20 protein-coding genes are annotated in these 23,372 nt (G+C 71.7%); 7 read left to right on the top strand and 13 right to left on the bottom strand.

Translation table 11 applies throughout. The annotated features are described in order from the left end of the window. Positions 1-14: 14 nt before the first annotated feature. The 9 genes from P3T41_RS04250 to P3T41_RS04210 all read right to left on the bottom strand — a co-directional run bounded on the left by P3T41_RS04250 (position 15) and on the right by P3T41_RS04210 (position 10,992). Positions 15-1,109 carry a dipeptide ABC transporter ATP-binding protein gene (locus tag P3T41_RS04250; protein WP_280687751.1) on the bottom strand — a complete coding sequence of 365 codons (1,095 nt, stop codon included), beginning with the start codon at positions 1,107-1,109 and terminating at the stop codon, positions 15-17. A gap of 28 nt (positions 1,110-1,137) precedes the next feature. Then, positions 1,138-2,208 (bottom strand): ABC transporter ATP-binding protein, encoded by a 1,071-nt coding sequence (locus tag P3T41_RS04245; RefSeq protein ID WP_280687749.1) that lies wholly within the window; start codon positions 2,206-2,208, stop codon positions 1,138-1,140. Between the two features lie 55 nt (positions 2,209-2,263). Next, positions 2,264-3,244, bottom strand: a complete 981-nt coding sequence (locus P3T41_RS04240; protein ID WP_280687747.1) for an ABC transporter permease — start codon at positions 3,242-3,244, stop codon at positions 2,264-2,266. A 156-nt stretch (positions 3,245-3,400) separates the two neighbouring features. Next, on the bottom strand, positions 3,401-5,149 hold the full coding sequence (locus P3T41_RS04235) for an ABC transporter substrate-binding protein (protein WP_280687745.1): 1,749 nt from the start codon (positions 5,147-5,149) through the stop codon (positions 3,401-3,403). Between the two features lie 157 nt (positions 5,150-5,306). After that, positions 5,307-6,332: an ABC transporter permease gene (locus tag P3T41_RS04230; protein ID WP_280687744.1), complete on the bottom strand. Its 1,026-nt coding sequence runs from the start codon at positions 6,330-6,332 to the stop codon at positions 5,307-5,309. 554 nt (positions 6,333-6,886) lie between these two features. Further along, the gene (locus P3T41_RS04225) at positions 6,887-9,232 is read right to left on the bottom strand and encodes a peptidoglycan binding domain-containing protein (RefSeq protein WP_280687742.1); all 2,346 of its coding nucleotides are present in this window, start codon (positions 9,230-9,232) and stop codon (positions 6,887-6,889) included. Between the two features lie 193 nt (positions 9,233-9,425). Continuing rightward, the gene (locus tag P3T41_RS04220) at positions 9,426-9,857 is read right to left on the bottom strand and encodes a DUF6113 family protein (RefSeq protein WP_280687740.1); all 432 of its coding nucleotides are present in this window, start codon (positions 9,855-9,857) and stop codon (positions 9,426-9,428) included. Beyond that, on the bottom strand, positions 9,854-10,753 hold the full coding sequence (gene mshB / locus P3T41_RS04215; protein ID WP_280687738.1) for an N-acetyl-1-D-myo-inositol-2-amino-2-deoxy-alpha-D-glucopyranoside deacetylase: 900 nt from the start codon (positions 10,751-10,753) through the stop codon (positions 9,854-9,856). The genes P3T41_RS04220 and mshB overlap by 4 nt, the downstream gene beginning before the upstream one ends. Before the next feature lie 44 nt (positions 10,754-10,797). Next, positions 10,798-10,992 (bottom strand): DUF2304 domain-containing protein, encoded by a 195-nt coding sequence (locus tag P3T41_RS04210; RefSeq protein ID WP_280687736.1) that lies wholly within the window; start codon positions 10,990-10,992, stop codon positions 10,798-10,800. Positions 10,993-11,273: 281 nt separating this feature from the next. Between P3T41_RS04210 and P3T41_RS04205 the strand changes: the two genes are divergently transcribed. The 5 genes from P3T41_RS04205 to P3T41_RS04185 all read left to right on the top strand — a co-directional run bounded on the left by P3T41_RS04205 (position 11,274) and on the right by P3T41_RS04185 (position 17,125). Next, entirely contained in the window at positions 11,274-13,421 is a 2,148-nt protein-coding gene (locus P3T41_RS04205) for a prolyl oligopeptidase family serine peptidase (RefSeq protein ID WP_280687734.1), read from the top strand. A 128-nt stretch (positions 13,422-13,549) separates the two neighbouring features. Next, the gene (locus tag P3T41_RS04200) at positions 13,550-14,515 is read left to right on the top strand and encodes an ABC transporter ATP-binding protein (protein WP_280687733.1); all 966 of its coding nucleotides are present in this window, start codon (positions 13,550-13,552) and stop codon (positions 14,513-14,515) included. Next, positions 14,512-15,231: an ABC transporter permease gene (locus tag P3T41_RS04195; RefSeq protein WP_280687731.1), complete on the top strand. Its 720-nt coding sequence runs from the start codon at positions 14,512-14,514 to the stop codon at positions 15,229-15,231. Before P3T41_RS04200 ends, P3T41_RS04195 begins: the two co-directional genes overlap by 4 nt. Positions 15,232-15,239: 8 nt before the next feature. Beyond that, positions 15,240-16,475 (top strand): sensor histidine kinase, encoded by a 1,236-nt coding sequence (locus tag P3T41_RS04190; protein WP_280687729.1) that lies wholly within the window; start codon positions 15,240-15,242, stop codon positions 16,473-16,475. A gap of 20 nt (positions 16,476-16,495) precedes the next feature. Further along, entirely contained in the window at positions 16,496-17,125 is a 630-nt protein-coding gene (locus tag P3T41_RS04185) for a response regulator transcription factor (protein WP_280687727.1), read from the top strand. A 31-nt stretch (positions 17,126-17,156) separates the two neighbouring features. Here the strand turns inward: P3T41_RS04185 and P3T41_RS04180 are convergent, their stop codons facing one another. Further along, positions 17,157-18,041, bottom strand: a complete 885-nt coding sequence (locus P3T41_RS04180; RefSeq protein ID WP_280687726.1) for a transglutaminase-like domain-containing protein — start codon at positions 18,039-18,041, stop codon at positions 17,157-17,159. Positions 18,042-18,143: 102 nt separating this feature from the next. Continuing rightward, positions 18,144-19,127, bottom strand: a complete 984-nt coding sequence (locus P3T41_RS04175; RefSeq protein WP_280687724.1) for a GNAT family N-acetyltransferase — start codon at positions 19,125-19,127, stop codon at positions 18,144-18,146. A 186-nt stretch (positions 19,128-19,313) separates the two neighbouring features. Between P3T41_RS04175 and fdxA the strand changes: the two genes are divergently transcribed. Together fdxA and dapC are read left to right on the top strand one after the other, a co-directional pair. Next, positions 19,314-19,643, top strand: a complete 330-nt coding sequence (fdxA, locus tag P3T41_RS04170) for a ferredoxin (protein ID WP_266294097.1) — start codon at positions 19,314-19,316, stop codon at positions 19,641-19,643. A gap of 4 nt (positions 19,644-19,647) precedes the next feature. Next, positions 19,648-20,790, top strand: coding sequence for a succinyldiaminopimelate transaminase (gene dapC / locus P3T41_RS04165; protein ID WP_280687720.1), 1,143 nt, complete (start codon positions 19,648-19,650; stop codon positions 20,788-20,790). Positions 20,791-20,986: 196 nt separating this feature from the next. On the opposite strand, the gene P3T41_RS04160 is transcribed toward dapC, so the two are convergent. Together P3T41_RS04160 and P3T41_RS04155 are read right to left on the bottom strand one after the other, a co-directional pair. Further along, the gene (locus P3T41_RS04160) at positions 20,987-21,964 is read right to left on the bottom strand and encodes a hypothetical protein (RefSeq protein WP_280687718.1); all 978 of its coding nucleotides are present in this window, start codon (positions 21,962-21,964) and stop codon (positions 20,987-20,989) included. 341 nt (positions 21,965-22,305) lie between these two features. Further along, positions 22,306-23,310 (bottom strand): hypothetical protein, encoded by a 1,005-nt coding sequence (locus tag P3T41_RS04155; protein WP_280687716.1) that lies wholly within the window; start codon positions 23,308-23,310, stop codon positions 22,306-22,308. Positions 23,311-23,372 lie beyond the last annotated feature (62 nt).

Raw genomic sequence — 23,372 nt, 5'->3', positions numbered from 1 at the left:
AGCGGCGCGGTCGATCAGTCCTTGGCCAGGCGCGCGGCCGGGATCGTGTCGGCCGGCTTGGCACCGGGGGCGACGCCGTCCTCGGGGAAGTGGCAGGCCGTCAGGTGGCCGTCGACGTTGCCGCCGAGCTGGATCAGCGGCGGCTCCTCCGTGGCGCACTTCTCCTGCGCCTTCCAGCAGCGGGTGCGGAACCGGCAGCCGGACGGCGGGTTGAGCGGGGAGGGGACGTCGCCGGTGAGCCGGATCCGCTCGTTGGCGGCGGTGTCCGGGTCGGCGTCCGGCGCGGCCGAGAGCAGCGCGTGGGTGTACGGGTGACGCGGCTTGTTGTAGAGCGAGTCGCGGTCGGCGATCTCGACCACCTTGCCGAGGTACATCACCGCGACGCGCTGCGAGAAGTGCCGCACGATCGACAGGTCGTGCGCGATGAAGACGAAGGCGATGCCCAGCTCGCGCTGCAGGCCCTGGAGCAGGTTGACCACCTGCGCCTGGATCGACACGTCGAGGGCGGAGACCGGCTCGTCGGCGATGATCAGCTTCGGGTTCAGCGCGAGCGCGCGGGCCACGCCGATGCGCTGGCGCTGGCCGCCGGAGAACTCGTGCGGGAAGCGGTTGTAGTGCTCCGGGTTGAGCCCGACGATCTCCAGCAGCTCCCGGACCCGGGCCTCGCGGCCACCGGGCGGGTTGATGTTGTTGATCTCCATCGGCCCGGAGATGATCGTGCCGACCGTGTGCCGCGGGTTCAGCGAGGAGTACGGGTCCTGGAAGATCATCTGGATCTCGGACCGGATCGGCGCCAGCTGCTTGCGGTTGGCGTGCGTGATGTCCTGGCCCCGGTACTTCACCGTCCCGCCGGTCGGCTCCAGCAGGCGGGTGAGCAGCCGACCGGTGGTCGACTTGCCACAGCCGGACTCACCGACCAGGCCCAGGCTCTCGCCCTCGCGGACGTCGAAGCTGACGCCGTCGACTGCCTGGACAGCGCCGACCTGGCGCTTGAAGGGGAAGCCACCCATCACGGGGAAGTGCTTCGTGAGGCCGTTGACCTCCAGCAGGACGTCGCCGGGGGCCGGCACCGCCGCGGACTGCTCGTCCAGAGTCTGCTCTGCGCTCATGGGATTTCCTTGGCTCCTTTACCGAGGCTCAGCTGCTCAGCCGGGGCAGGATCTGCTCGGTGAGGATGGACTGCTTCTGCGCGGGGGTGAGGTGGCAGGCCGAGAGGTGGCCGTTGGCCAGCTCCAGCGGCGGGCGCTCGGTCACGCACTTGTCGCCGACCACCAGCTCACGGTACGTGCAGCGGGGGTGGAAAGCACAGCCGGACGGCGGGTTCAACAGTGACGGCGGGGTGCCGGGGATCGGCATCAGCGGCACGTCGACCGAGGCGTTGATCCGCGGGATCGAGCTCAGCAGGCCCCAGCCGTAGGGGTGCTGAGAGCTCTTCAGCACCTCGCGCATGGTGCCGCGCTCGACCGCGCGACCCGCGTACATCACCAGCACGTCGTCGGCGATCTCGCGGATCACGCCGAGGTCGTGGGTGATGAAGATGATCGAGGTGCCGGACTCCTGCTGGAGGTCCTTGAGCAGGTCGATGATCTGCGCCTGCACGGTCACGTCGAGCGCGGTGGTCGGCTCGTCGGCGATCAGCATCTGCGGGTCGCAGACCAGGGCCATGGCGATCATGGCGCGCTGGCGCATACCGCCGGAGAACTGGTGCGGGAAGTCGTCGACCCGGGTCTGCGGCTGCGGGATGCCGACGCGGCGCAGCATCTCGATCGCGCGGTCGCGGCCCTCCTTCTTGCTCGCGCCGGTGTGCTTCATGAACGGCTCGGCGATCTGCCGGCCGATCGTGTAGTACGGCGAGAGCGCGGCGAGCGCGTCCTGGAAGATCATCGACATCTTGTTGCCGCGGAGCTTCTCCAGGTCCTTCTGCGAGGCCTTGAGCAGGTCCTGGCCGTCGAGGGTGATGGAGCCCTCGATGGTGGTGTTCTTCGGGTTGTGCAGGCCCATCACGGCCAGGTTGGACACCGACTTGCCGGAACCCGACTCACCCACGATGCCGAGGGTCTTGCCCTGCTCGAGATCGAAGCTGAGATTGTTGACGGCCTTGACGATGCCGTCCTCGGTACGGAAGCGGACCTGCAGGTCGCGCACCGAGAGGAAGGCGTGGCCGGCCTCGGGCGCGGGGATGGACTCGGACTTGGTGAGGGTGCTCACGGTCGGATCTCCTCGGGGGCGGGGTGGTGCGGTTCGGTCACGGGCGGGGCGGAGGTCATCCGATCCGCACCCGGGGGTCGAGGAGACCGTAGGCGGCGTCGACGATGATGTTGAAGAGCAGGATGGAGACCGAGCTGAAGATCAGCACGCCCAGCTCCAGGTAGAGGTCGGCCTGGTTCACCGCGATCACCGCGAGGTAGCCGAGGCCGTGCACACCGAAGGTGACCTCGGTGATGATCGCACCGGAGAAGACGGCGCCGAGGTCGAGGCCGAAGATGGTGATGATCGGTGCCATCGCGCCGCGCAGCGCGTAGCGCCACCAGACGTAGGTGTTCGACATGCCCTTGGCGCGGGCCGCCCGGATGTGGTCCTCGGAGAGCTGCTCCAGCATCAGGGAGCGCACCTGGCGGCTGTAGTTGGACCAGAAGATCACCGACATGACCGTCCACGGCAGGATCATGCCCGTGAAGCAGCCCCACGGGTCCTGGGTCCACGGGATGTACGCCGGCTGCGGCAGCCAGTGCAGGTTCACCACGAACAGGGCCATCGCGAGCGGGCCGAGGAAGTAGATCTGGGTCGACTGACCGACCAGCCCGATGGCGGTGGCGGCCTTGTCCGCGAGCTTGCCCTGCTTCCAGGCCGCGATCATGCCCAGACCCACACCGACGGTGAGGAAGATGGCGGCGCCACCGATGGCGAGCACGAAGGTCGCCGGGTAGTTGGCGACGATGCGGTCCCAGACGAAGCTCTGGGTGTTGTACGAGTAGCCGAAGCACGGGGCCGCGCAGTGCCCGGCGGTGCCGAAGTCCTGGCCGACGAAGAGGCCGCTGAAGTAGTTCCAGAACTGCTGGTAGATCGGCAGGTTCAGGTGCATGTTGGTGCGGATCTGCGCCAGCAGCTCCGGCGTGCAGCCCTTCGAGCAGGCCAGCCGCGCGGGGTCGGTGGGCAGCGAGAAGAACGCGAAGTATGTGAGCGCGATCAGCAGGACGATGATGACCAGCGCGCCGAGCGCCCGGCGGATGAGAAATCGGAGCATGGAATGAGCTCTTCCGAGAGAGGGCGCCCTAGGCGGCCACGTCGTGGAGAGTGCGATCCCCCGGATCACGGGTGATCGGCACGTGGCCCGGGCAGGACCACCTGCGGTGGTCCTGCCCGGGGAAGCGGGCCCGGAGGCCGGCTCCGGATCCGGTGCTTACTTCTTGACGAAGATGCTGTTCAGGTCGATGGTGCCGAGGACCTGGTTGTAGCCGACGCCGCCGAGACCGGCACCGTAGACGTTGAAGTACTTGTCGTAGTAGGTCGGGATCTGCGGGATGTCGGTGGCCAGGATCTTGTCCGCCAGCTGCATCCACTGCGCGTCCTGCGTGTTGATGTCCGTGATCTGGCCGATCCGGTCCATCTCGCTGTTCATCGCCGGGTTGTTGTAGTGCGAGTAGTTGTTACCGCCGTCGCTGATCAGGCGGCCGTCCAGGGTGGGCGGGATGACGGTCGAGGCCATCGGCCAGTCCGCGGCCCAGCCGGTGCGGTACAGGTCGAAGCCGTTGTCGGCCTTGCCCACCTGGGTGTAGTAGCTGGTGGTGTCCAGCGGCTTGGCCTGGACGTTGAAGCCGGCCTGGGTCAGCGCGTCGGAGACGGCGGTGGCGACCTGCTGGCCGGTCGGGGTGTTGGAGTACGCGTAGACGATCGTGGTGTTGAGCTTGCCGGCGGCCTGCAGGATCGCCTTGGCCTTGGCCGGGTCACCGGCCGGGTTGGCCTTGATGCCCAGCGGGTCGGTGTCCTTCCAGCCGGCCACGGTCGGGCTGACCAGGTTGCCGGCGATCTCGCCGGTCGCGTTGCCACCGTTGATCTTCTGGACGTTGGCGACCGGGAACGCGGTCGCCAACGCCTTGCGCACGTTCAGGTCGGTGACCCGGGTCATGTTGATGTCGTACGTGTCGACGAACGGCAGGAACTTGTTCATCGTGCGGCTCGCGTACTGCGGGTCGCTCTCGATGGTCTTGATGCTGGGGCCGTCGGCGTTGAGCGCCATGCTGACCGCGTACTTGTCGTCGCCCTGGCCGGCCATCAGGCGCTGGGTCATCAGCTGGTTGTCGATGCCCAGGTCGAAGACCCAGCTGTCGACGTACTGGTGGCGGATCGGGTCGGTCTTCGGGTCCCACATGGGGTTCTTGACCAGGGTCAGGGTCTTGCCGGCCTGGTAGTTCGAGATCATGTAGGGGCCGATGGACTGCGGGTGCGCGTTGTACTTCGCGCCGTCGTCCTTGGACTTCTCGATCGCCGTGATGTTCGACATGCTCGCGGCGTAGGAGGCGTCGGTGTGGGCCGCCTGGAAGTGGAACGTGACGGTCTTGTCATCGGGGGTGCTGATGACACTGTCCGGCAGGTCGGTGCCGCTGCTCGGGCCCTTGTAGGTGGTGCGGTAGTTCGCGCCGGACAGCCAGGTCTGGAAGTAGACCGGACCCTGGGTCTGGTAGTCCTCGTACAGCCGCTCGACGGCGTACTTGACGTCCTTCGAGGTGATCGGGGTGCCGTCCTGGAACTTCAGGCCGTCCTTGAGGTGCCAGGTCCAGGTCTTGCCGCCATCGCTGGTGGTGCCGATGTCGGTGGCCAGGTCGCCGACCAGGGTGACCTTGCCGGTGGCCGGGTCGGTCTTGTAGCCGGTCAGCGAGCGGCTGTACAGGCTGCCGACTTCCTGCTGGTTGTTGACGTACTGCTGGCTCGGGTCCAGGTAGTCGAAGCCCGAGTTCTCGATGTCGTGCGCGGTGCCGCCGGTGACGGCGCCGGGGATCGCCGGGGCCGGGCCGACCGAGTCGGCGGCGGTGCCGGGCAGGAAGTTCTGCACGCTCGCCGAGGCCTGCGCGCCGGTGGTGCCCGCCTTGCTGGTGCCGCCCCCACCACAGGCCGTCAGCGTGAGCGCGCTGACCGCCACGAGCGCCGGCATGAGTGCTGCCTTGCGAAGTCTCATTGTTCCTACCTGTCACTGGTCATGTCGGGTCTGGCCAGCGCGGACCGGCGGGGCGGTACTGCCCCGGGGTGGCCGGACTGGGTTACAGGGGTCCTGCGGGGGTGATGTGGAGCGGCACTGCGGGTGGAGCGGCTTAGCGGATCGTCTTCGGGTCGAGTGCGTCCCGGACGGCGTCCCCGAAGAGGCTGAAGGCGACGGTGAAGATCGTCAGCGACAGACCGGGGAAGAGCAGGTAGGTCAGGTCGTTCTGGTAGTTGTGCACCGCGTCCTGGAACATCAGGCCCCAGTCGGGGGTGGGCTCCACCATGCCGACGCCGAGGAAGGAGAGGCCGGCCTCGGCGGCGACCATCGCCGGCAGCAGCAGGGTGACCTGCACCAGCATCGTGGTCGCCAGGTTCGGCATGAGCTCCTTGGTGATGATGCGCCAGGAGGAGGCGCCGGCGATCTTGGCCGCCTCGATGTACTCGCGCTCCCGCAGGCTCAGCGACATGCCGCGCAGCAGACGCGAGGTGGCCATCCAGCCGAGGAAGGCCTGCACGATGACGATCGCCATCACCCGGATGTGGACGGGGGTGGCACGGTCGGCCGGCACGAACATGTTCAGCACGACCGGGGTGAAGGCGATGTAGAACAGCTGGCTCGGCAGGCCGAGCAGCAGGTCGCTGAAGCGGCCGACCAGGTAGTCGAAGCGCCCGCCGAGGTAGCCCTGGGCCACGCCGATGACGATGCCGAGGATGCTGGAGACGATCGTGATCAGCAGGCCGATGCCCAGCGAGGTGCGGATCCCGTAGACCAGCTTGGAGAAGATGTCGAACCCGGAGGTCGGCGTGATGCCGAACCAGTGGGTCGCGTTCATCCCGCCGTTGGCGCCGATCGGCACGCCGAAGTCGTCCAGCAGGTTGGGGTCCCGGAGGCCGTACGGGATGTAGGGCGACTGACCTTCGAGGCCGGCGATGACCGGCGCGAGGATCGCGATCAGGATGAACGCGATCACGATGAAGGCGCAGACCACACCAGTGCGGTTGCGCTTGAAGCGGCTCCAGGCAATCTGGCGCGGGGTGCGCCCCAGGAGCGCAGCCGGCTTGTCGCCGCCGTCCCCTGTAGCGGACGCGACGAGGACCGGATCGGTCTCTGTCGTGTCCTCAGTTGGCGTCGTCATGGTGCGAAAGCTCCCGCCGGTGTGGTCTGTGCAGCAGCAACGTGGAAGAAGTTGGTCGAACGGACTCTCGCAACTCGTTTATCGAACGTCAAGAGTTTCTCTGTAGCTGGACAGGCAGTTTTGGCTTCGTTCTGGAATGTCCACCAGGTTGTAGCTTTCAACCACTTGACAACCCCCTGGTGAGACCTGCTAAATCGGACATATGCTGACAAAGCTCGTTCATAAGTTCGTAACGAGCACTTAGCAACACCGGTATCTGGACGCACGACCCCTACCTTTAGGAGGTTGACGCGCATAGATAAGGCTGTCCGTTTTAGGCAGATTGAGTGGATTACCCGCCGGTTTTCAGCGTTCGATAATCGGACGGATTTGGCGGGAAGCCGCCGCTGGCGACTATTCGTCACCCTTTGAGCGCCCTTCCCGGAATCCATCGGGTGGTTTGCTGCCCATCCCCGGTGTCGGTTACACGCCACTGGCGAGATGTCGCCGGTAAACGCGGTGGAGCCCCGGAACGAGAACGTTCCGGGGCTCCATTCGAGGCATTTTTGACATGCTCACATATGGAACTTGAAAGTGCGCTCCGCGACGCTGTTCTTGTCGTAGACGGAGGCGATCCCATCGGCCACGTCCTGGGTCGTGATGGTCGCCAAAGTACCGTCGGACTTCCGGAACTTGACCTTGTCGAAGGTGCTGCCGACGGCGGCGCCCAACTGGTCCAGATCCCACTTGGGGCCGATGTTCCCGCTGGCGTCCGGGGCCAGTGTCAGCGCCTTGGCCGCGATCGCCTTGGTGAAGACGAACCGGCGGCTACCGGTGGGAGACTGCACCGTGACATTGCCGCTGATGATCGCCTTGCCCAGCCCGTCGGCGGCCTGCTGCAGGGCCGTGGTGGAGACCTTGGGCTGGGCGGCCGTCACGGCCAGCGTGATCGGGGCGTCCGTCTTGCCGTTGGCCCGGTCCTGGTAGCTCTGCACCACCTGGTTGACGGCCGCGTCGCCGTTCACCGCCTGGCCGGCCTGCCCGGGCACCACCGTGGGGTCTCCGCTGTCGCTGAACTGGACGTACCCCTCCTTGAGCCCCTGCGCGGTGGACGCGGCCAGGCTGTCCAGTGCGGACTTGAGCTTGGCCCGGTCGATGTTCACCACCGGCGGTACGGCCTTGGAGCCGCCGGCCAGCGAGCCGATCACCGTCTGGGGGTTGTAGCTGTGCTTGGTCAGCCCGTCGACGGTGGCGGTGGTGTCGAAGCTCAGGCCGGCGGTGGTCGGGTCCAGCGGCAGCGTCTGGTCGCCGATCTTCAGCTGGATCGGCTGTGCGCCGATCTTGCCGACGGTGCCGTCGAGTTGGTGGACCGCCTGGTCGCGGCTGTCCCCGCCGATGCCGGTGCCGAGCACGGTGGTGCCGCGCGGGACGTCGGCCTGGTTGAGCATCAGACCGGTGCCGTACGCGGCGGCACCCAGGAAGAGCACCCCGCCGAGCCCGGTGGCCAGCAGTTTCTGCGCCTTCGGGCGCGGCTTCGGCTTGGCGGCGGCGGGTGCCGGCGGCTTCGGCGCGGCAGGGGCCGGCTCGCTCTCGGGGGCGGCGGCCGGCGCCGGGGCTCCGAACGGGGCGCCGGCCGGCTCGGCGGCGGACGGGTTGAGCGTGCCGGGGGCGGGCGGGGGTCCGGCCGGGTACGCGGCGTTCGGCGCGCCGGCGGTGCCGCCCCACGCGTCGCCGGGCGCGGTGCCGTACCGGCCGGCCACCGGCAGCCCAGGTATGGCCTCCGCCGGCAGCTCGCCGGAGATCGGGTCGAAGCCGCCGATCTGGGTGTCCTCGGGCTCCTCGCCGTGCGGGCTGCGGCCGAACGAGCCCGGCGGGTTGACCGGCGGCTGCGGCTTGGCGAATCTGCCGGGTGCGCCCGGGGTGCCGGTGGGGCGGGGGTTGGCGGTGGTGCCGAACGGGTCGGCGGTGGCGCCGTGGTCCGCGGCGGGCAGCGGCTGCGCGTGGTCGGGGGTGTACGGGGCCTCGGGGGCGCCCTGGTACGGGTCGCCGGCGTACGGGCCGGCGTTGGCGTACGGGGCGCTGACCGGGTACGCGCCGCCACCCTGGTAGCCGCCCTGGTAGTGGCCGGCGTACGGGTCGCCGCCCGCCGCGTACGGGTCGGCCGGGTATCCCGCCTGACCGGGCGGGGCGAACGGCGAAGCCGGCGCGGCGGTCGGGTGGGGCAGCGGGGTCTGCAGGGTGCTCTCCGCCGAGAACACCGGCGCGGCCGGCGGTGCGGACTGCTGGTAGACCGATCCGGCGGGGGCGCCCTGGGCGCCCGGCGGTGCGGCGGACGTGGGGCCGCTGCTCGGCACGCCGGTGCGCGGTACGGCCGAACCCACCGACTCGGGCCGGGACTTCTGCCGCGGCCGGAACCACTCGCCGGTCGACTCCGCCTCCGAGCTCTCCGGCGCGCCCTGCGGCGTGCGCCACTCGGCCGGCAGGTCCGGGGGCGTGGCGCTGTGCCCGCCGGCCTCCATCACCCCGAGCACGGGCGAGGCGGGCGGCGCCGCGCGGTGCCGCGGACCACCGACCGCCGGCGGCTCGCCGCCCTGCTCCTCGGGCTTGACGGTGCTGCGCACCACCACCGGCGGGATCGGCCGGGAGCCGGGGATGTTGATCGAGATGCGGGTGGTCAGCGTGGTCTCGGTCTTGGGGACCTCGTCGTCGCCGGCCCCGGTGCTCCCGGTACCCGGCGCGCCCGGCTGCTGCACCCGCGCGGCGGGATCGGCGGCGAACGGGTCGAAGCCGTTGCCCAGCCCCGGGATGCCGTACGGCGGGGTGCCCGACGGATAGGCGTCGGCCCCCTCGCCGGTCCTGTGGCCGGGGGTCGCCCCCCGCCGAGAGGACGGGTAGGCGCTGTCAGATTCGCGGCTGCTCAATGCTGCTCTGCTCCGGGTTCGCGGCCGGACGGCTCGTCCGACGTTGCTGCGGCACCACCATACTGGGAACGCCAGGGTGGCGAACTGCTTCCCTTAGAACCCGATACGTCCGGTTCCAGAACCCGAAACGTCCGGTTCGGCAACGCCGAGCCTACGGGCCCCGCACGCTGACTGCCCGTCGGCCCACGGTCCCTCAGTCGCGCTGGCGCGGGATGCCGAAGGAGAACGGCGCGCGGGTCGGCAACAGCGCGCAGACGAGCCCCGGCACCCAGCCGAGCAGCACGAACGCGTAGGCGTCCGCGTAGGCGGCGAGCACGATGTCGCCCTCCGGGCGCGGTGGCAGCATCACCAGCACGACCAGGAACCAGCCGACCAACGGGACGCCCGAACCGAGCTTGGTGCCGGTCAGCCGCAGGCCCGCGTAACAGACGGCGCCGTTGGCCGCCAGGGCGAGCAGCAGGCCGAGCGGACTCCACAGAGCCTGCACAAAACAACCGCAGAGCGAGACCAGCGCGCCGAGCACCAGCAGCACCGCGTAGCACAGGATGCGGACCCGCTTGGGGGGCAGCGGCTCGGCCAGCCGCTGCGCGCGGGTGCCGAGCAGCGTGTGCAGCGGGTTGTTCATCGGGTCTCGGCTCCGGCTTCCTCGGTGCCGGGCAGCCCGGCGAACAGGTCGGTCAGCGGTCGGTCGGGGCCGGCCTCGCCCTGGGCCAGCTGGTAGTACTCGTCGACCACCAAGGGCTGCCAGCGGTCGTTGCTGAGCGCGAAGAAGCCGCCGTCCACGGTGATCTGGGTGACGTGCGCGCGCATCGCGGCGGCCTTGCGGTCGCCGTACGCCGCGCCGTCCAGCGCCGCGTCGACCAGCTCGTCGCCGACCACGCCCGGCACCTCGTCGGGATCGGCGGCCAGCGGGAAGCGCTCGGCGGCCGCCCGCAGCCCGGGCAGCAGCACCGAGCGGGGCATCCGGTTCCAGAAGGTCCTGACGATCCGCCAGGCCGCGCCGAGCTCGGGACGGAAGGCGGGGTCGGCGGCGAGTTCGGCGGCGCGGGTCGCCACCCGGTGCGCCTGGATGTGGTCCGGGTGCCCGTAGCCGCCGCGCTCGTCGTAGGTGACCAGCACCTGCGGGCGCACCTCGCGGATCACGGCGACCAGGTGGCCGGCCGCCTCGTCCAGCTCGGCCTGCCAGAAGCAGCCCGGGCGCTCGTTGTCGGGCTCGCCCATCATGCCGGAGTCCCGGTACCGGCCGGGTCCGCCCAGGAAGCGGAGGTCGGACACGCCGACCTCCCGCAGCGCGGCGGTCAGCTCGCCGATCCGATGCGCGCCCAGGGTGTCCTGCCGGTCCGCCGTCAGGTGGGCGAGCCCGGGCGGGATCACCTCGCCGCCCTCGCCGAGGGTGCACGTCACCAGGGTCACCTGGGCGCCCTCGGTGGCGTAGCGGGCCATGGTGGCGCCGTTGCCGATCGACTCGTCGTCGGGGTGGGCGTGCACCAGCAGCAGGCGGCGAGCGGCAGCGGCGGTCATGGGGAGCAGCCTAACCACCGCTGCCGGGTGGCCCGGCGCCGCCGTCAGAGCTTCAGGTCATTGAGCATTCCCGCCAGGTTGCTGGTCACCTGCTGGATCGAGGGGGCGATCGAGCTGGAGGCGAGGTAGAACCCCAGCAGCGCGCAGACGATCGCGTGGCCCAGCTTGAGGCTGGAGCGGCGGACCAACACCACCACGATGACCAGCATCAGCATGGCCGCGGAGATGGACAGAGCCATGACGGCTCACACCCCTTCCCGGGTGTGCCGCCCTGGGCGGGCGGCGGCTCGGACTGTGCGGGACAGTGGCGATCCGGACATCGACCATCCGGATCACTCCACTAGGAATACCCGATCAGTGAGCTCGGCATTACTGTCCGTGAGTCCGGGGTGTCCGGATCGCGGGGGCGTCCAGGGGGCGCAAGGCCCGGTCGGAGGGGGTGTGCGGGGCTGACCGGGGGACTTCCCGGGGCTGCGCCGAACGAGTGATCATCGGGGGGCGGACGCCGTAGGGTGCGGCCATGACCAATGACGTTCACGCTGCTACCACCGCCGCGGACACCTTCCCCCGGCAGTACGCGCGGACCCTGCGCTACACCGTCGGCCAGCCCCGTTCCTTCGCCGTGGCCCCCGACGGCGCCCGGGTCGTCTTCCTGCGTTCGGACACCTCCAGGGCGGGCGGCGGCGCCCGGGCCAACCTGCTCTGGACCCTCGACCCGGCCACCGGCGCGGAGGCCGTCGCCGCCGACCCGCTCGCGCTGCTCGGCGGCGGTGACGAGGACCTCTCGCCCGCCGAGCGGGCCCGCCGCGAGCGCAGCCGGGAGGGCTCGGCCGGCATCGTCGGCTACGCCCTGGACAGTGCGGCCGAGCTCGCCGCCTTCGCGCTCTCCGGACGGCTCTTCGTCGCGGACCTGGTCGGCGGCGGCGCCCGCGAGCTGCCCGCGGGCGGCCCGCTGCTCGACCCGCGCCCCTCGCCCGACGGCCGCTGGATCGCCTACCCGACCACGGGCGGCGCGCTGCGCCTGATCGCGGCCGACGGCAGCGGCGACCGTGCGCTGGCCGAGCCGGAGGCCGCCGGGGTGACCTGGGGCCAGGCCGAGTTCATCGCCCAGGAGGAGATGAACCGCGACCGCGGCTACTGGTGGTCGCCCGGCGGCGATGCGCTGCTGGTCGCCCGGGCCGACGACACGCCGGTCCAGCGCTGGTGGATCGCCGACCCGGCCAACCCGCAGGCGGTGCCCGCCGAGGTCGCCTACCCGGCCGCCGGCACCGCCAACGCCGAGGTCACGCTCTGGCTGCTCGGCCTGGACGGCTCGCGCACCGAGGTCGTCTGGGACCGGGCCGCCCACCCCTACCTCGGCCGGGTGCACTGGTCGGCCGGCGGCCCGCCGCTGCTCCTGGTGCAGGCCCGCGACCAGCGCTCGCAGCTGCTGCTCACGGTCGACCCGGTCACCGGCGCCACCAGCGAGCTGCTCACCGAGCGGGACGCGGCCTGGCTGGAGCTCTTCACCGGCGCGCCGGCCTGGACGCCGGACGGCCGGCTGCTGCGGATCAGCGACGAGCCCGGCCACCGTGCGCTCTTCGCGGGCGAGGCCAAGCTCACCGACGACACCCTGCACCTGCGCGCGGTGCTGGCGGTCGAGGCCGAGCAGGTGCTCTGCCTGGCCAGTGCCGGCGAGGGTGCCGAGGACCAGACCCCCGGCCTGCAGGGCCTCTACGCCGTGCCGCTGGACGGCTCGGGCCCGCGCCTGCTGCACCGTGGCGCGGCGCTGGACGCGGTGCGCGGGGGCGAGGTCACCGTGCTCTCCAGCGCGGCCCTGGACCGCCCGGGCCGCCGGGCCGAGGTGCTGCGCGGGGCGGAGCGGCTCGCGGTGATCGCCTCGCACGCCGAGACGCCGGTGCTGACCACCCGACCGCAGTTCCGGCTCGCCGGCGAGCGCCGGATCCCGGCCGCGGTGGTGCTGCCGACCGGCTACGACCGCGAGCGCGACGGCCTGCTGCCGGTCCTGATGGACCCGTACGGCGGGCCGGGCGCCGCGCTGGTGACGCAGGCTCACAACGCCTTCCTCACCTCGCAGTGGTTCGCCGACCAGGGCTTCGCGGTGGTGGTCGCCGACGGCCGCGGCACCCCGGGGCGCAGCCCCGCCTGGGAGAAGGCGATCGCCTTCGACTTCGCCGGGGTGACCCTGGACGACCAGGTCGAGGCGCTGCACGCGCTGGCCGAGGAGTTCCCGCTGGACCTGGCCCGGGTGGCGATCCGCGGCTGGTCCTACGGCGGCTACCTCTCCGCGCTCGCGGTGCTGCGCCGTCCCGACGTCTTCCACGCGGCGGTGGCCGGTGCCCCGGTGACCGACTGGCAGCTCTACGACACCCACTACACCGAGCGCTACCTGGGCCACCCCAGCGAGCGGCCCGAGGTCTACCAGGCCAACTCGCTGATCGCGGACGCGCCCAAGCTGGAGCGGCCGCTGATGATCGTGCACGGCCTGGCGGACGACAACGTGGTGGCCGCGCACACCCTGCGGCTCTCCTCCGCGCTGCTGGCCGCGGGGCGTCCGCACACCGTGCTGCCGCTCTCCGGCGTCACCCACATGACGCCGCAGGAGCAGGTGGCGGAGAACCTGTTGCTGCTCCAGGTCGACTTCTTGAGGTCCGCGCTGGGGCTGTGAGTGTGGGGGCGGCATGACATCCGTCATACGCAGGACGCGACGGTGCGCACTGCCGCCCCCACCCCGTCAGCGGGAATCCTGGTCGGGTCAGCACGGATCCGAAGCGGACGACGGGACGGGGAGGCGCCATGGCCGAGGAAGTGGCCGCGTTCAGGCAGGTCAGCAAGAGCTACGGGCGGGTCAGGGCGGTGAACGGCCTCGACCTGGCGCTGTATCCGGGTCAGACCGTGGCGCTGCTCGGTCCCAACGGGGCGGGCAAGTCCAGCAGCCTGGACCTGCTGCTCGGGCTGCGCGAGCCCGACCAGGGGCAGGTCACCCTGTTCGGCGCCGCGCCGCGGGCGGCGATCGAGGCCGGGCGGGTCGGCGCGATGCTGCAGAGCGGCGGGCTGATGACCGACGTCAAGGTCCGCGAGTTGGTCCAGCTGGCCTGCGACGTCCACCCGCGCGGCCACCGGGTCGCCGAGGTGCTGCGCGACGCCGGGATCGAGGAGATCGCGGAGCGCCGGGTGGACAAGCTCTCCGGTGGTCAGGAGCAGCGGGTCAGGTTCGCGCTGGCGGTCGCCGGCCAGAACGACCTGATCGTGCTGGACGAGCCGACCACCGGCATGGACGTGTCGGTCCGTCAGCAGTTCTGGTCGGCGATGCGCCGGCAGGCCGAGCAGGGCCGCACCGTCCTCTTCGCCACCCACTACTTGGAGGAGGCCGACTCGATCGCCGACCGGGTGCTGGTGCTGCACCGCGGGCGGTTGATCGCCGACGGCTCCTCGGCCGAGATCAAGGCCAAGGCCGGCGCCCGCCGGGTCAGCTTCGAACTGCACGACGCGGACGGCCTGATCGAGGAGGCCGCGTTGCGCGCGCTGCCCGGCCTGGTGGCGCTGGAGGTCAGCGGCCAGGGCACCGGGGTGCGCACCGTGCGGATCCGGTCCACCGACGCGGACGCCGTGGTGGCCGCGCTCTACCGGACGGGCTGCTACCCGCGCGGTCTCGAGGTCACCAGCCTCGGCCTGGAGCAGGCCTTCCTCACCATCACCGGAGAACAGGACGAGCAGGACTCGCAGACCGCGAGCCCCAGCGGGACGGAGAGCGTGCGATGACCACCCTGATCAAGCTGGAGATCCTGCGCACCCTGCGCAACCGGCGGTACCTGTTCTTCACCGTCCTCTACCCGGCGCTGATGTACTTCTTCTTCGTCAGCGCGTACGGCAACGGCATGCCCGGCGGGGTCAGCGCCAAGTCGTACTTCATGGTCTCGATGGCCACCTTCGGCGCGGTCGGCGCGGTGCTCACCGGCAGCGCGCAGCGGATCTCGCTGGAGCGCAAGAGCGGCTGGGTGCGCCAGTTGCGGCTGACCGCGCTGCCCGGGCGGGCTTACGCGGTGGCCAAGATCTGCTCCTGCGCGGCGACCACGCTGCCGGCCATCGTGGTGGTCTTCGCGCTCGGCGCGGCCGAGGGCGTGCGGCTGGAGGCCGGGCAGTGGCTGGGGCTGGTCGCGGCGATCTGGCTGGGCAGCTTCGTCTTCGCGGCGCTCGGAGTCGCGCTCGGCTACGCGGCGGAGCCCAGCGCGGTGCAGCCGATCGTGATGATCGTCTACATGCTGATGTCCGCCTTCGGCGGCACCTGGTTCCCGGTCTCCGGGACGCTGAAGAGCATCGCCCGGTTCAACCCGGTCTACCTCTACAACCAGCTGGCCGCCTTCATCCGGCCCGGCGTCGGGTTCGACACCACGGCCGCCGCCGGCACGCTCGGCTTCCTGGTGGTCTTCGTGGCCGCCGCCGGCGTCCTGTACCGCCGGGACACCAGGCAGGCATGATGTCCCGCATGCTCGCCGCGCCTTCGGACCACCGACCCGACCAGCTCGGGCAGGAGGGCCGGCGGCGCTCCCATCCGCCGTCCTATCCCGGCTCCACCCCGGAGACCCGCAGGCAGACGCTGGTGAAGCTCTGCTGGATGCTGCTGTGGATGGCCTACCTGTACTACCCGGTGCGGGACCTGCTGACCGGCGGCTACTGCGTGCCGGTGCAGGTGGTCGGCTGGGTGGCGCTGGCGATCTTCCTCGGCGGTTACCTGGTCCTGGTCTTCTTCCGCTCGATGCGAGGCGTCCTCTGGCCGGGGAGCTACCCGCTTCTGGCGCTGATGGCGTCGATCGCGGTCATCACCGGGTGCACCCTGAGCGGCAACTGGCTGGGCCTGTTCCCGTACCTGTCGGTCGCGGTCGGCGCGGTGCTGCCGCTGCGGATCGCGCTCACGGGAGTGGCCGTCACCACCGCGGTGGTGGCCGTGGAGGGGCTGGCGACCGGCGCCGGCAGCGGGTCGCTGGCCAGCCTGTTGGTCCCGACCTTCCTCAGCGGAGCGGCGATGACCGGCATGCAACGGCTGGTCGGCGCGATGCGCGAGCTGCGCGAGGCACGCGAGACCGCGGCCCAGCTGGCGGCGGCCGAGGAACGGCTGCGGATGGCCCGCGACCTGCACGATCTGCTCGGGCACTCGCTCTCGCTGATCACGCTGAAGAGCGAGCTGGCCGGGCGGTTCATGGACGCCGAGAAGGGCGAGGCCGCCCGGACCCAGGTGGCCGAGATCGAACAGGTGGCCCGGCAGTCGCTGATCGACGTGCGCAGTGCGGTGAGCGGCTACCGCAAGCCCACCCTGCCGGTCGAACTGGCCGCCGCGCGCAGCGCGCTGGCCGCCGCGGGGGTCGGCCTGGTGGCGCCGGCCCAGCTGGCCGAGGACCAGCCGGGGCTCGGCGCCGCCGAGGCCGAGACGCTGGCCTGGGTGCTGCGCGAGTCGGTGACCAACATCGTCCGGCACGCCGCCGGTGCCACCCTCTGCAGCCTGGCCCTGGACGAGACCTGGGACGGCGACGGCGCCCGGTTCGTGGTCCTGGAGATCACCGACAACGGCCGCGGGCCCGGCAAGTCGGCCCCCGGCAACGGCCTGTCCGGGCTGGACGAGCGCCTCGCGCTGGTCGGCGGCCGGCTGGAGGCCTCGCCCGGTCGCGGCGGCAAGGGCTTCCGGCTACGAGCACTGGTGCCGCTCGGTGTCAAGGTCACCACTTAGCCAACGTTAGGGTCGGCCGCATGACTGATGATCAGAGCGCGGGCGGTATCCGGGTACTGCTCGCCGAGGACCAGGGGATGGTCCGGGAGGCGCTGGCCGCGCTGCTCGGGCTGGAGGGTGACATCGACGTCGTCGCGCAGGTGGGGCGCGGGGACGAGGTGGTCGAGGCCGTCCTCGCGCACCGGGTGCAGGTGGCGGTGCTGGACATCGAGATGCCCGGGATGACCGGGATCGAGGCGGCGGCCGAACTGCGGCGGCGCAGCCCGGGCACCAGGGTGGTGATCGCCACCACCTTCGGGCGGCCCGGCTACCTGCGCAAGGCGATGGAGTCGGGGGCGGACGCGTTCCTGGTCAAGGACGCGCCGGCGGCCGAGCTGGCCGAGGCGGTGCGCAGGGTGCTGCGCGGCGAGCGGGTGATCGACCCGACGCTGGCGGCGGCCGCGCTGGCCGAGGGGGCCAACCCGCTGACCGGGCGCGAACTGGAGGTCCTGGCGGCGGCCGCGGACGGTGCGGTGAACGCCGAGATCGCCCGCCGGCTGCACCTGTCCGAGGGCACCGTACGCAACTACCTCTCGATGGCGATCCAGAAGACCGGGGCCCGCAACCGCGCCGAGGCGGTCCGGATCGCCGCGGCGAAGGGGTGGATGTGACGGCGGGTCAGGACGGGATCCGGGGGCGGGCTCAGTTCAGCCGGTGCCGGGCCGCCCTGGCGTCCCGGCGGACCCGGGCGGCGGACTCCGGGTCGAAGGCGTCCAGGATCCGCGCGTAGTCGTCCATTTCGGCCGCGCCGCCGAGGAAGTCGCCGGTGCGGACCAGCAGTTCAGCCCGCTCCAGGCGCAACTGGGCCGGGTGGCGCGGGAGCAGCAGGGACAGCTCGGTCGCCCAGAGCTGGACCCTGGCCTGCTCCGGCCGCTCGCCCGCCCAGGCCCGGATGTTGCCCAGTACCCGCAGCGTCACGTCCAGCGGCTGGGCCGGTGTCAGGAGTTCGGGCGTGAAGCGGTGCCCGGCGGCGATCACGATCGCGGCGGCATCCTCGGAGGAGAGCAGCCGGCCGCCGTGGAAGGGGTCGGCCAGCACGTACTCGTCGTCCGGTACCGGCCCGCCGACCGCGACGATGAAGTGGCCCGGCAGCGCGATCCCGTGCACGGTCAGCCCGGCCCGGGCGGCCACCGCCGACCAGACCAGGGACAGCATGATCGGCAGCCCGCGCCGGCGCCGCAGCACCTCGGGCAGCAACGAGGACTCCAGCCGCCGGTAGTCCGAGGGCTGCCCGTGGAAGCGGTCGCGCCCGCCGAGCACCGCCGCCAGCAGCGCGGCGGTCTCCTCGGGGGTGGCCGGACAGCGCTCGGCCACCGCGTGGCGCACCGCCGCCGCGTGCCGGTCCAGCGCCGCGTGGCAGGCGGCCAGCAGCGCCTCGAGGGTCGGCGGCGGCTGCGGGTCGTCGTCCGGGGGCCAGCCGGAGTCGGCCAGGGTGTGTTCGGCTGCGGCCAACAGGCAGAGCAGCACCGGATCGGGCTGCTCGGACCTGGCCTCGGCGCGGAAACGGGCTCTGCTCTGCTCGGTCACGGTGGCTGCGGCGGCTTTCGTGCGTGACGGCTCTCGGCGTACGGGGCTCACTGGTTCCCGGGCTGTGGTCAGCCCGTCTGGGCAACGGCGTCTGCGGGGAACCTACGCGGACGGGTACGCCTGCGGAAGACAGGCGTAGTGGTAAGTGTGACTGGTCGTGAAGCCGAGTCCGTCATAGAGCGTGAGCGCACCGCTGTTCTCGGCCTCCACCTGCAGGTAGGCGCCGCGCGCGCCCTCCTCGGCGGCGCGCGCCGCCAGCGCTGCCATCACGGCCGTCGCCAGGCCCTGCCGGCGTGCCTCGGGGCGCACCTCGACGGCCCCGAAACAGGCCCACGGACCGTCGATGACGCACCGTCCGATCGCGAGCGGCGCCGGGCCGTGCGGGTCGGGCACGGTCGCGAACCAGACCGAGGGGCCGCCGTGCAGCACCTGGCGGGCGGCCCGGTCCTGGGCCGGATCGCCGCTCGCCCGCCGGTAGACCGAGAGCCAGTCGGCGCCCGCCTCGCGGGACAGTCGCACCCGGTCGGCAGCGCCGCCGCGGCCCGCCTCGACCAGCGCGGCCGGCGACGCGGTGCGCACCTGGGTGGGGGAGTACCTGGCGCCGAGCAGGTCCAGCTGCTCGGTCAGTCCGGCCGGCGAGCCGGGCACGGTCACCTCGACCCAGGCGGGCAGCGCGCGCTCGGCGTACCAGGCCCGGACCCGGTCCAGGGCCTGCGGCAGCGGCAGGCCCGGGTCGCCGAGCGCCTGCACCGAGTTGGCCCGGCGGGTGAAGCCGGCCGAGGCCCGCAGCGTCCACTCGCCGAGCGGCTGCTGCTCGACGGCGGGCCAGCCGCGGGCGGCGATCCGCTGCAGTTCGACGGGGTCGACCGCGGGCAGCGGCACGGTCCTGGCGGGGAAGAGCGGGACCACCTTGCCGGCGACCAAGCGATTGACCGGAATCCGCGTTTCGGAGCGGTCCCTGGCGACTACGATCAGCTCATGATCGTTCCACGAAGTGAGCACACCGATCACATCGCGGAACGACGCCCGCCCGGTGGCCGGGTCGACGGCCGCCTCGATCCGCCGTACGGAGACGCGTCGTCCCACGTCAGAGGGGTCTATCCGGACCTCGGGTTTGGCGCCGACCGGAATCGGGGTGCCGCTCAAGCTGACCTCCGGTGCATTTGTGGTCTCTGACCCGCGATACTAGGGGCGGGCATCGACGACGCCGCGCTCACCCGCGCACGCAAGAAGATAGTTTGGGCACCGGCCCAACCGAGGAGGAACGACAGCGTGACCTACGTCATCGCGCAGCCTTGTGTCGACGTCAAGGACAAGGCGTGCATCGAAGAGTGCCCGGTTGACTGCATCTACGAGGGCGAGCGCTCGCTCTACATCCATCCGGATGAGTGTGTCGACTGTGGCGCCTGTGAGCCGGTCTGCCCCGTCGAGGCGATCTTCTACGAGGACGACACCCCGGAGGAGTGGAAGGACTACTACAAGGCGAACGTCGAGTTCTTCGACGACCTCGGTTCGCCCGGTGGTGCCTCCAAGCTCGGCCTGATCGAGCGGGACCACCCCTTCATCGCCGCCCTGCCGCCGCAGAACCAGGACGAGCACTGAGCCAGTGAGCACCAACGAACCGCGCGCGCCGTTTCCGGGTCACCCGGGGGCGGCGCGCCGCGTATCCGATCTGTTGCCGGTCTTCCCCTGGGACAAGCTGGAGCCCTACAAGGCGACGGCGCTGGCCCACCCGGACGGGCTGTGCGACTTCTCCGTGGGCACGCCGGTGGACCCGGTCCCGGAGCTGATCCAGAAGGCGCTGGCGGCCTCGACCGACACCCCCGGCTACCCGACCGTCTGGGGGCCGCTGGAGCTGCGCGCGGCGATCGCCGACTGGCTGCGGCGGCGCTGCGGCGCCGAGGTCGAGCCGACCGCGGTGCTGCCGACCATCGGCTCCAAGGAGCTGGTGGCCTGGCTGCCCGGGCAGCTCGGCCTGGGCCCCGGTGACCAGGTGGCCTACCCGCGGCTCGCCTACCCGACCTACGAGGTCGGCGCCCGGCTCTGCGGCGCCGAAGCGGTCGAGTACGAGGACGTCGCGGAGCTGGACCCCGCGCGGGTTCGGCTGCTCTGGCTGAACTCGCCGTCCAACCCGACCGGTCGGGTGCTGACGGCCGATCGGTTGCGGCGGACCGTGGCCTGGGCCCGGGAGCACCGGGTGCTGCTGGTCAGTGACGAGTGCTACCTGGAGCTGGGCTGGGAGGCGGAGCCGGTCTCGGTGCTGCGCGCCGATGTCTGCGGCGGCTCGCACGAGGGGCTGCTGGCCGTGCACTCGCTCTCCAAGCGTTCCAACCTGGCCGGTTACCGCGCCTCCTTCGTGGCGGGCGACCCGGTGGTGGTGCGGGAGTTGCTGGAGATCCGCAAGCACGGCGGCATGATCGTGCCGGCGCCCGTGCAGGCGGCCACCATCGCGGCGCTCGGCGACGACGCGCACGTGGCGGAGCAGCGGGCCCGGTACGCGGCGCGGCGTGCGGCGCTGCGTGCGGCGCTGGAGGGGCACGGCTTCCGGATCGAGCACTCCGAGGCCAGCCTCTACCTGTGGGCCACCCGGGACGAGCCGTGCTGGGAGACCGTGCGGCACCTGGCCGAGCTGGGCATCCTGGTGGCGCCCGGGGACTTCTACGGGCCGGCCGGCGAGCGGTTCGTCCGGGTCGCCTTCACGGCGACGGACGAGCGGGTCGCGGCGGCGGTGCGGCGGCTGGGGGGCTGACGGGCGTGGGCCGTCGGCAATGGGCCGGCGGTGTCGCGCTGACGTCAGCGGGATGACGTCATCCCGCAGCCGTCGTCCCACTAACGTCAGTGGGCTGGCAGAAACGCGAGAGCGGATGACGGCTGACAGATATCAGACTCTGTCAGCCGTCATCCGCTCTCTGCTTTCCAGCGAATGTCCCGGCGTACGCCCGGGGTCAGTTCACCGTGGGCAGGTGCTGCGTGGTGCCGCCCAGCCCGCCCAGCAGGTTGGTCACGGCGCCCAGGTCCGGGATCCCGCCCAGCCGGTGGGTGCTCTCGCCGGCCTGGCCGGTCAGCTCCTGCAAGTGCAGCGCGTCGGCGGCCTGGGTCGGGTGCATCAGGTCACCGCTGTTCGGCATCCCGTGGGTCAGGTGGTCGGCGCCCGGCAGCGTGCCCAACTGCTGGGCGACGGGCAGCTGGCCGCCCAGCTGGTCGACCAGCGGCACCGAGCCGAGGGTGTTGCCGGTCGCGGGCAGCGAGTCCGCCAGCCGGCCGGTGGCGGGCAGCGCGGAGGCCACCCGGTCCTCGCTCGGCAGCGAGCCGGCCAGGCTGCTGGTGGCCGGAATCTGCCCCGCCAGGTGACTGGCGGCGGCGATCGGGTTGTTCAGCGTGTCGGCGTTCACCACCTTGTCCACCCCGCTCACGGTGGGCGGGGCGGGCAGCGAGCCGACGCCGGAGAGCGGCGAGGAGGGCAGGCCGGGCATCGAGGACGTGGCCGGCATCGCGCGCGGCGCGCCACCCGGCAGCGCGCCGCCGGTCAGCGGCGCCAGGGTGGAGAGCTTGCCGGCCAGATCGGTCAGCGGGCCGTCGGCGGCCGTGGTGGCGCCGTCGTGGTGGCCCAGCGGGTCCAGCAGCCGGCCGCTGTCCGGCAGCTTGTCGCTGGCGGCCGTGGCCGCGGCGTCGGTGGCGGCTGGCAGCGCCGTCCCGCTCACCACCGCGCCGGTGGTGCCCAGCGCTTGGCCCAGCTGGTGTGCCTCGCCCTTCAGGTTCGAGTTCGCGGTGACGCCGTCCAGCCTGCTGATCCCCTTGCCGAGGTCGGTGCCGTGCGGCACCAGGTCGGCGGCGGACGCCGACCCGGCGGCGACCAGCGGGGTCGCTCCGGCCGCGACGAGCAGTGCGGCCTGGGCGATCCGGCGCGTGAGGGGGAGGGACATGGTGCTCCTAAGAAGTGACGACACGACAGGTCCGCCGGGCGGACGCCGTGATTACCGCTTGAGGAGCGAGAAGGTTTCGGCGGCGGAGCGTAAAGAGCGACTAAAGATCGCATGATCGCTTTTCTGCCGCCCTGCTCGCGACGACGCTGCCGGACCCGACCGAAGAAACGTCACTGCCCTTGCCTGACCAGCTCGGTGTGGCGCGTGACGATGGGCCCGGCGGCCGTCGTGGCGGGTGTCGCCACCTCCTTGGATGCGTCAAGGTGGCGTGACCAGATTCACCCGTCGGAGGGGCACTCGGCTGAGCATTCGTCAACTCTGGCTGACGAGCGCTTGACAGCTCACTTCTTGGCGGTGGGCATCCCGAGCGTGACCAGCACCTGGTTCGTCGAGCTCGCGGTGCTCTGGGCCTGCCAGCCGGAGGCCGAGCGGTCGATCCGCCAGCCCTTGCCGTCGTAGGCCACGCTGCCGATGCCCAGCTCCTGGGCGTGCGCCACCGCCCACTGCGCCACCGCCCAGCCGCTCTGCGTCTGCGCGGCCGGGCCGGAGTCGGTGTTGGCCGACTGGTTGGGAGTCAGGGCCAGCGCCGTACCGGGGGTGCCGTTCCCGGCGCTCGGAGCCGCGCTGACGGCCTGGCCGAACTCGCGGCGCACCCGGTCGGTCAGCTGCCGCGCCGCGTCGGAGGTCGACGACGTCGCGCCGGCCGTGGGGCCGGGCGAGGAGTCGCTGTTGTCGGCCGTCAGCGGCTGGGCGAACTCGTGCACCGTGCAGCTGAACGCGGCCGGCGCCCGGCCGGTCAGCGCCTCGGCCAGCGCGGTGGCGTCCGCCTCGTGCCTGGCGTAGGCGCCGGGGTAGCCGCTCTTCTGCACGTCCTGGGCCGCCTCGGTGAGCGGCAGCCGGGCGTAGCCGGGCACCTTCACCAGCGCGTCCAGGAACTTGTTGGTCGAGTACACCGGGTCGAGGATCTGCTGCTCGGTGCCCCAGCCCTGGGACGGCCGCTGCTGGAAGAGGCCGACCGAATCGCGGTCACCGCCCGCCAGGTTGCGCAGCTTGGACTCCTGCAGCCCGGTGGCCAGCGCGATGGTCAGCGCCCGCTCCGGCAGGCCGCGGGAGATCGTCACGGCGGCGATGGTCGCCGCGTTCGAGCCCTGGTCCAGGTCCATCGAGAGCGGCTGGCCGCCCGCCGGTGTGACCGTGCACTGTTCGGCCGCCAGCGCGTTGTGGTTCCGGTTCCACAGCACCAGGCCCGCGATCACCGCGCCCACCAGCAGCAGCGCCGTCAGCACCCAGCGCAGCGGTCGCCGCCGACGCCGACCGCCATGGGCCGTGTCCTCCTCGATGGCCACCGTGGCCCCTCTCGCCTCGCGTTGTCCTGGCACACCGTACTCAGTCACCACCAGTGCGGACG

Origin of the sequence: Kitasatospora sp. GAS204B (assembly GCF_029892155.1) — a bacterium.
Lineage (GTDB): Bacteria > Actinomycetota > Actinomycetes > Streptomycetales > Streptomycetaceae > Kitasatospora.
Note: the sequence above shows the minus strand (reverse complement) of the source record. Positions and strands in the feature narration are given on the sequence as shown.

Excerpts from the sequence above, each read along its gene's own strand:
- P3T41_RS04200 (WP_280687733.1), top strand. The coding sequence starts at position 13,550 with ATGGCCGAGGAAGTGGCCGCGTTCAGGCAGGTCAGCAAGAGCTACGGG.
- P3T41_RS04240 (WP_280687747.1), bottom strand. The coding sequence starts at position 3,244 with ATGCTCCGATTTCTCATCCGCCGGGCGCTCGGCGCGCTGGTCATCATC.
- P3T41_RS04185 (WP_280687727.1), top strand. The coding sequence starts at position 16,496 with ATGACTGATGATCAGAGCGCGGGCGGTATCCGGGTACTGCTCGCCGAG.
- P3T41_RS04230 (WP_280687744.1), bottom strand. The coding sequence starts at position 6,332 with ATGACGACGCCAACTGAGGACACGACAGAGACCGATCCGGTCCTCGTC.
- P3T41_RS04220 (WP_280687740.1), bottom strand. The coding sequence starts at position 9,857 with ATGAACAACCCGCTGCACACGCTGCTCGGCACCCGCGCGCAGCGGCTG.
- P3T41_RS04195 (WP_280687731.1), top strand. The coding sequence starts at position 14,512 with ATGACCACCCTGATCAAGCTGGAGATCCTGCGCACCCTGCGCAACCGG.
- P3T41_RS04235 (WP_280687745.1), bottom strand. The coding sequence starts at position 5,149 with ATGCCGGCGCTCGTGGCGGTCAGCGCGCTCACGCTGACGGCCTGTGGT.
- mshB (WP_280687738.1), bottom strand. The coding sequence starts at position 10,753 with ATGACCGCCGCTGCCGCTCGCCGCCTGCTGCTGGTGCACGCCCACCCC.
- P3T41_RS04210 (WP_280687736.1), bottom strand. The coding sequence starts at position 10,992 with ATGGCTCTGTCCATCTCCGCGGCCATGCTGATGCTGGTCATCGTGGTG.
- P3T41_RS04190 (WP_280687729.1), top strand. The coding sequence starts at position 15,240 with ATGCTCGCCGCGCCTTCGGACCACCGACCCGACCAGCTCGGGCAGGAG.
- P3T41_RS04205 (WP_280687734.1), top strand. The coding sequence starts at position 11,274 with ATGACCAATGACGTTCACGCTGCTACCACCGCCGCGGACACCTTCCCC.
- P3T41_RS04160 (WP_280687718.1), bottom strand. The coding sequence starts at position 21,964 with ATGTCCCTCCCCCTCACGCGCCGGATCGCCCAGGCCGCACTGCTCGTC.
- P3T41_RS04250 (WP_280687751.1), bottom strand. The coding sequence starts at position 1,109 with ATGAGCGCAGAGCAGACTCTGGACGAGCAGTCCGCGGCGGTGCCGGCC.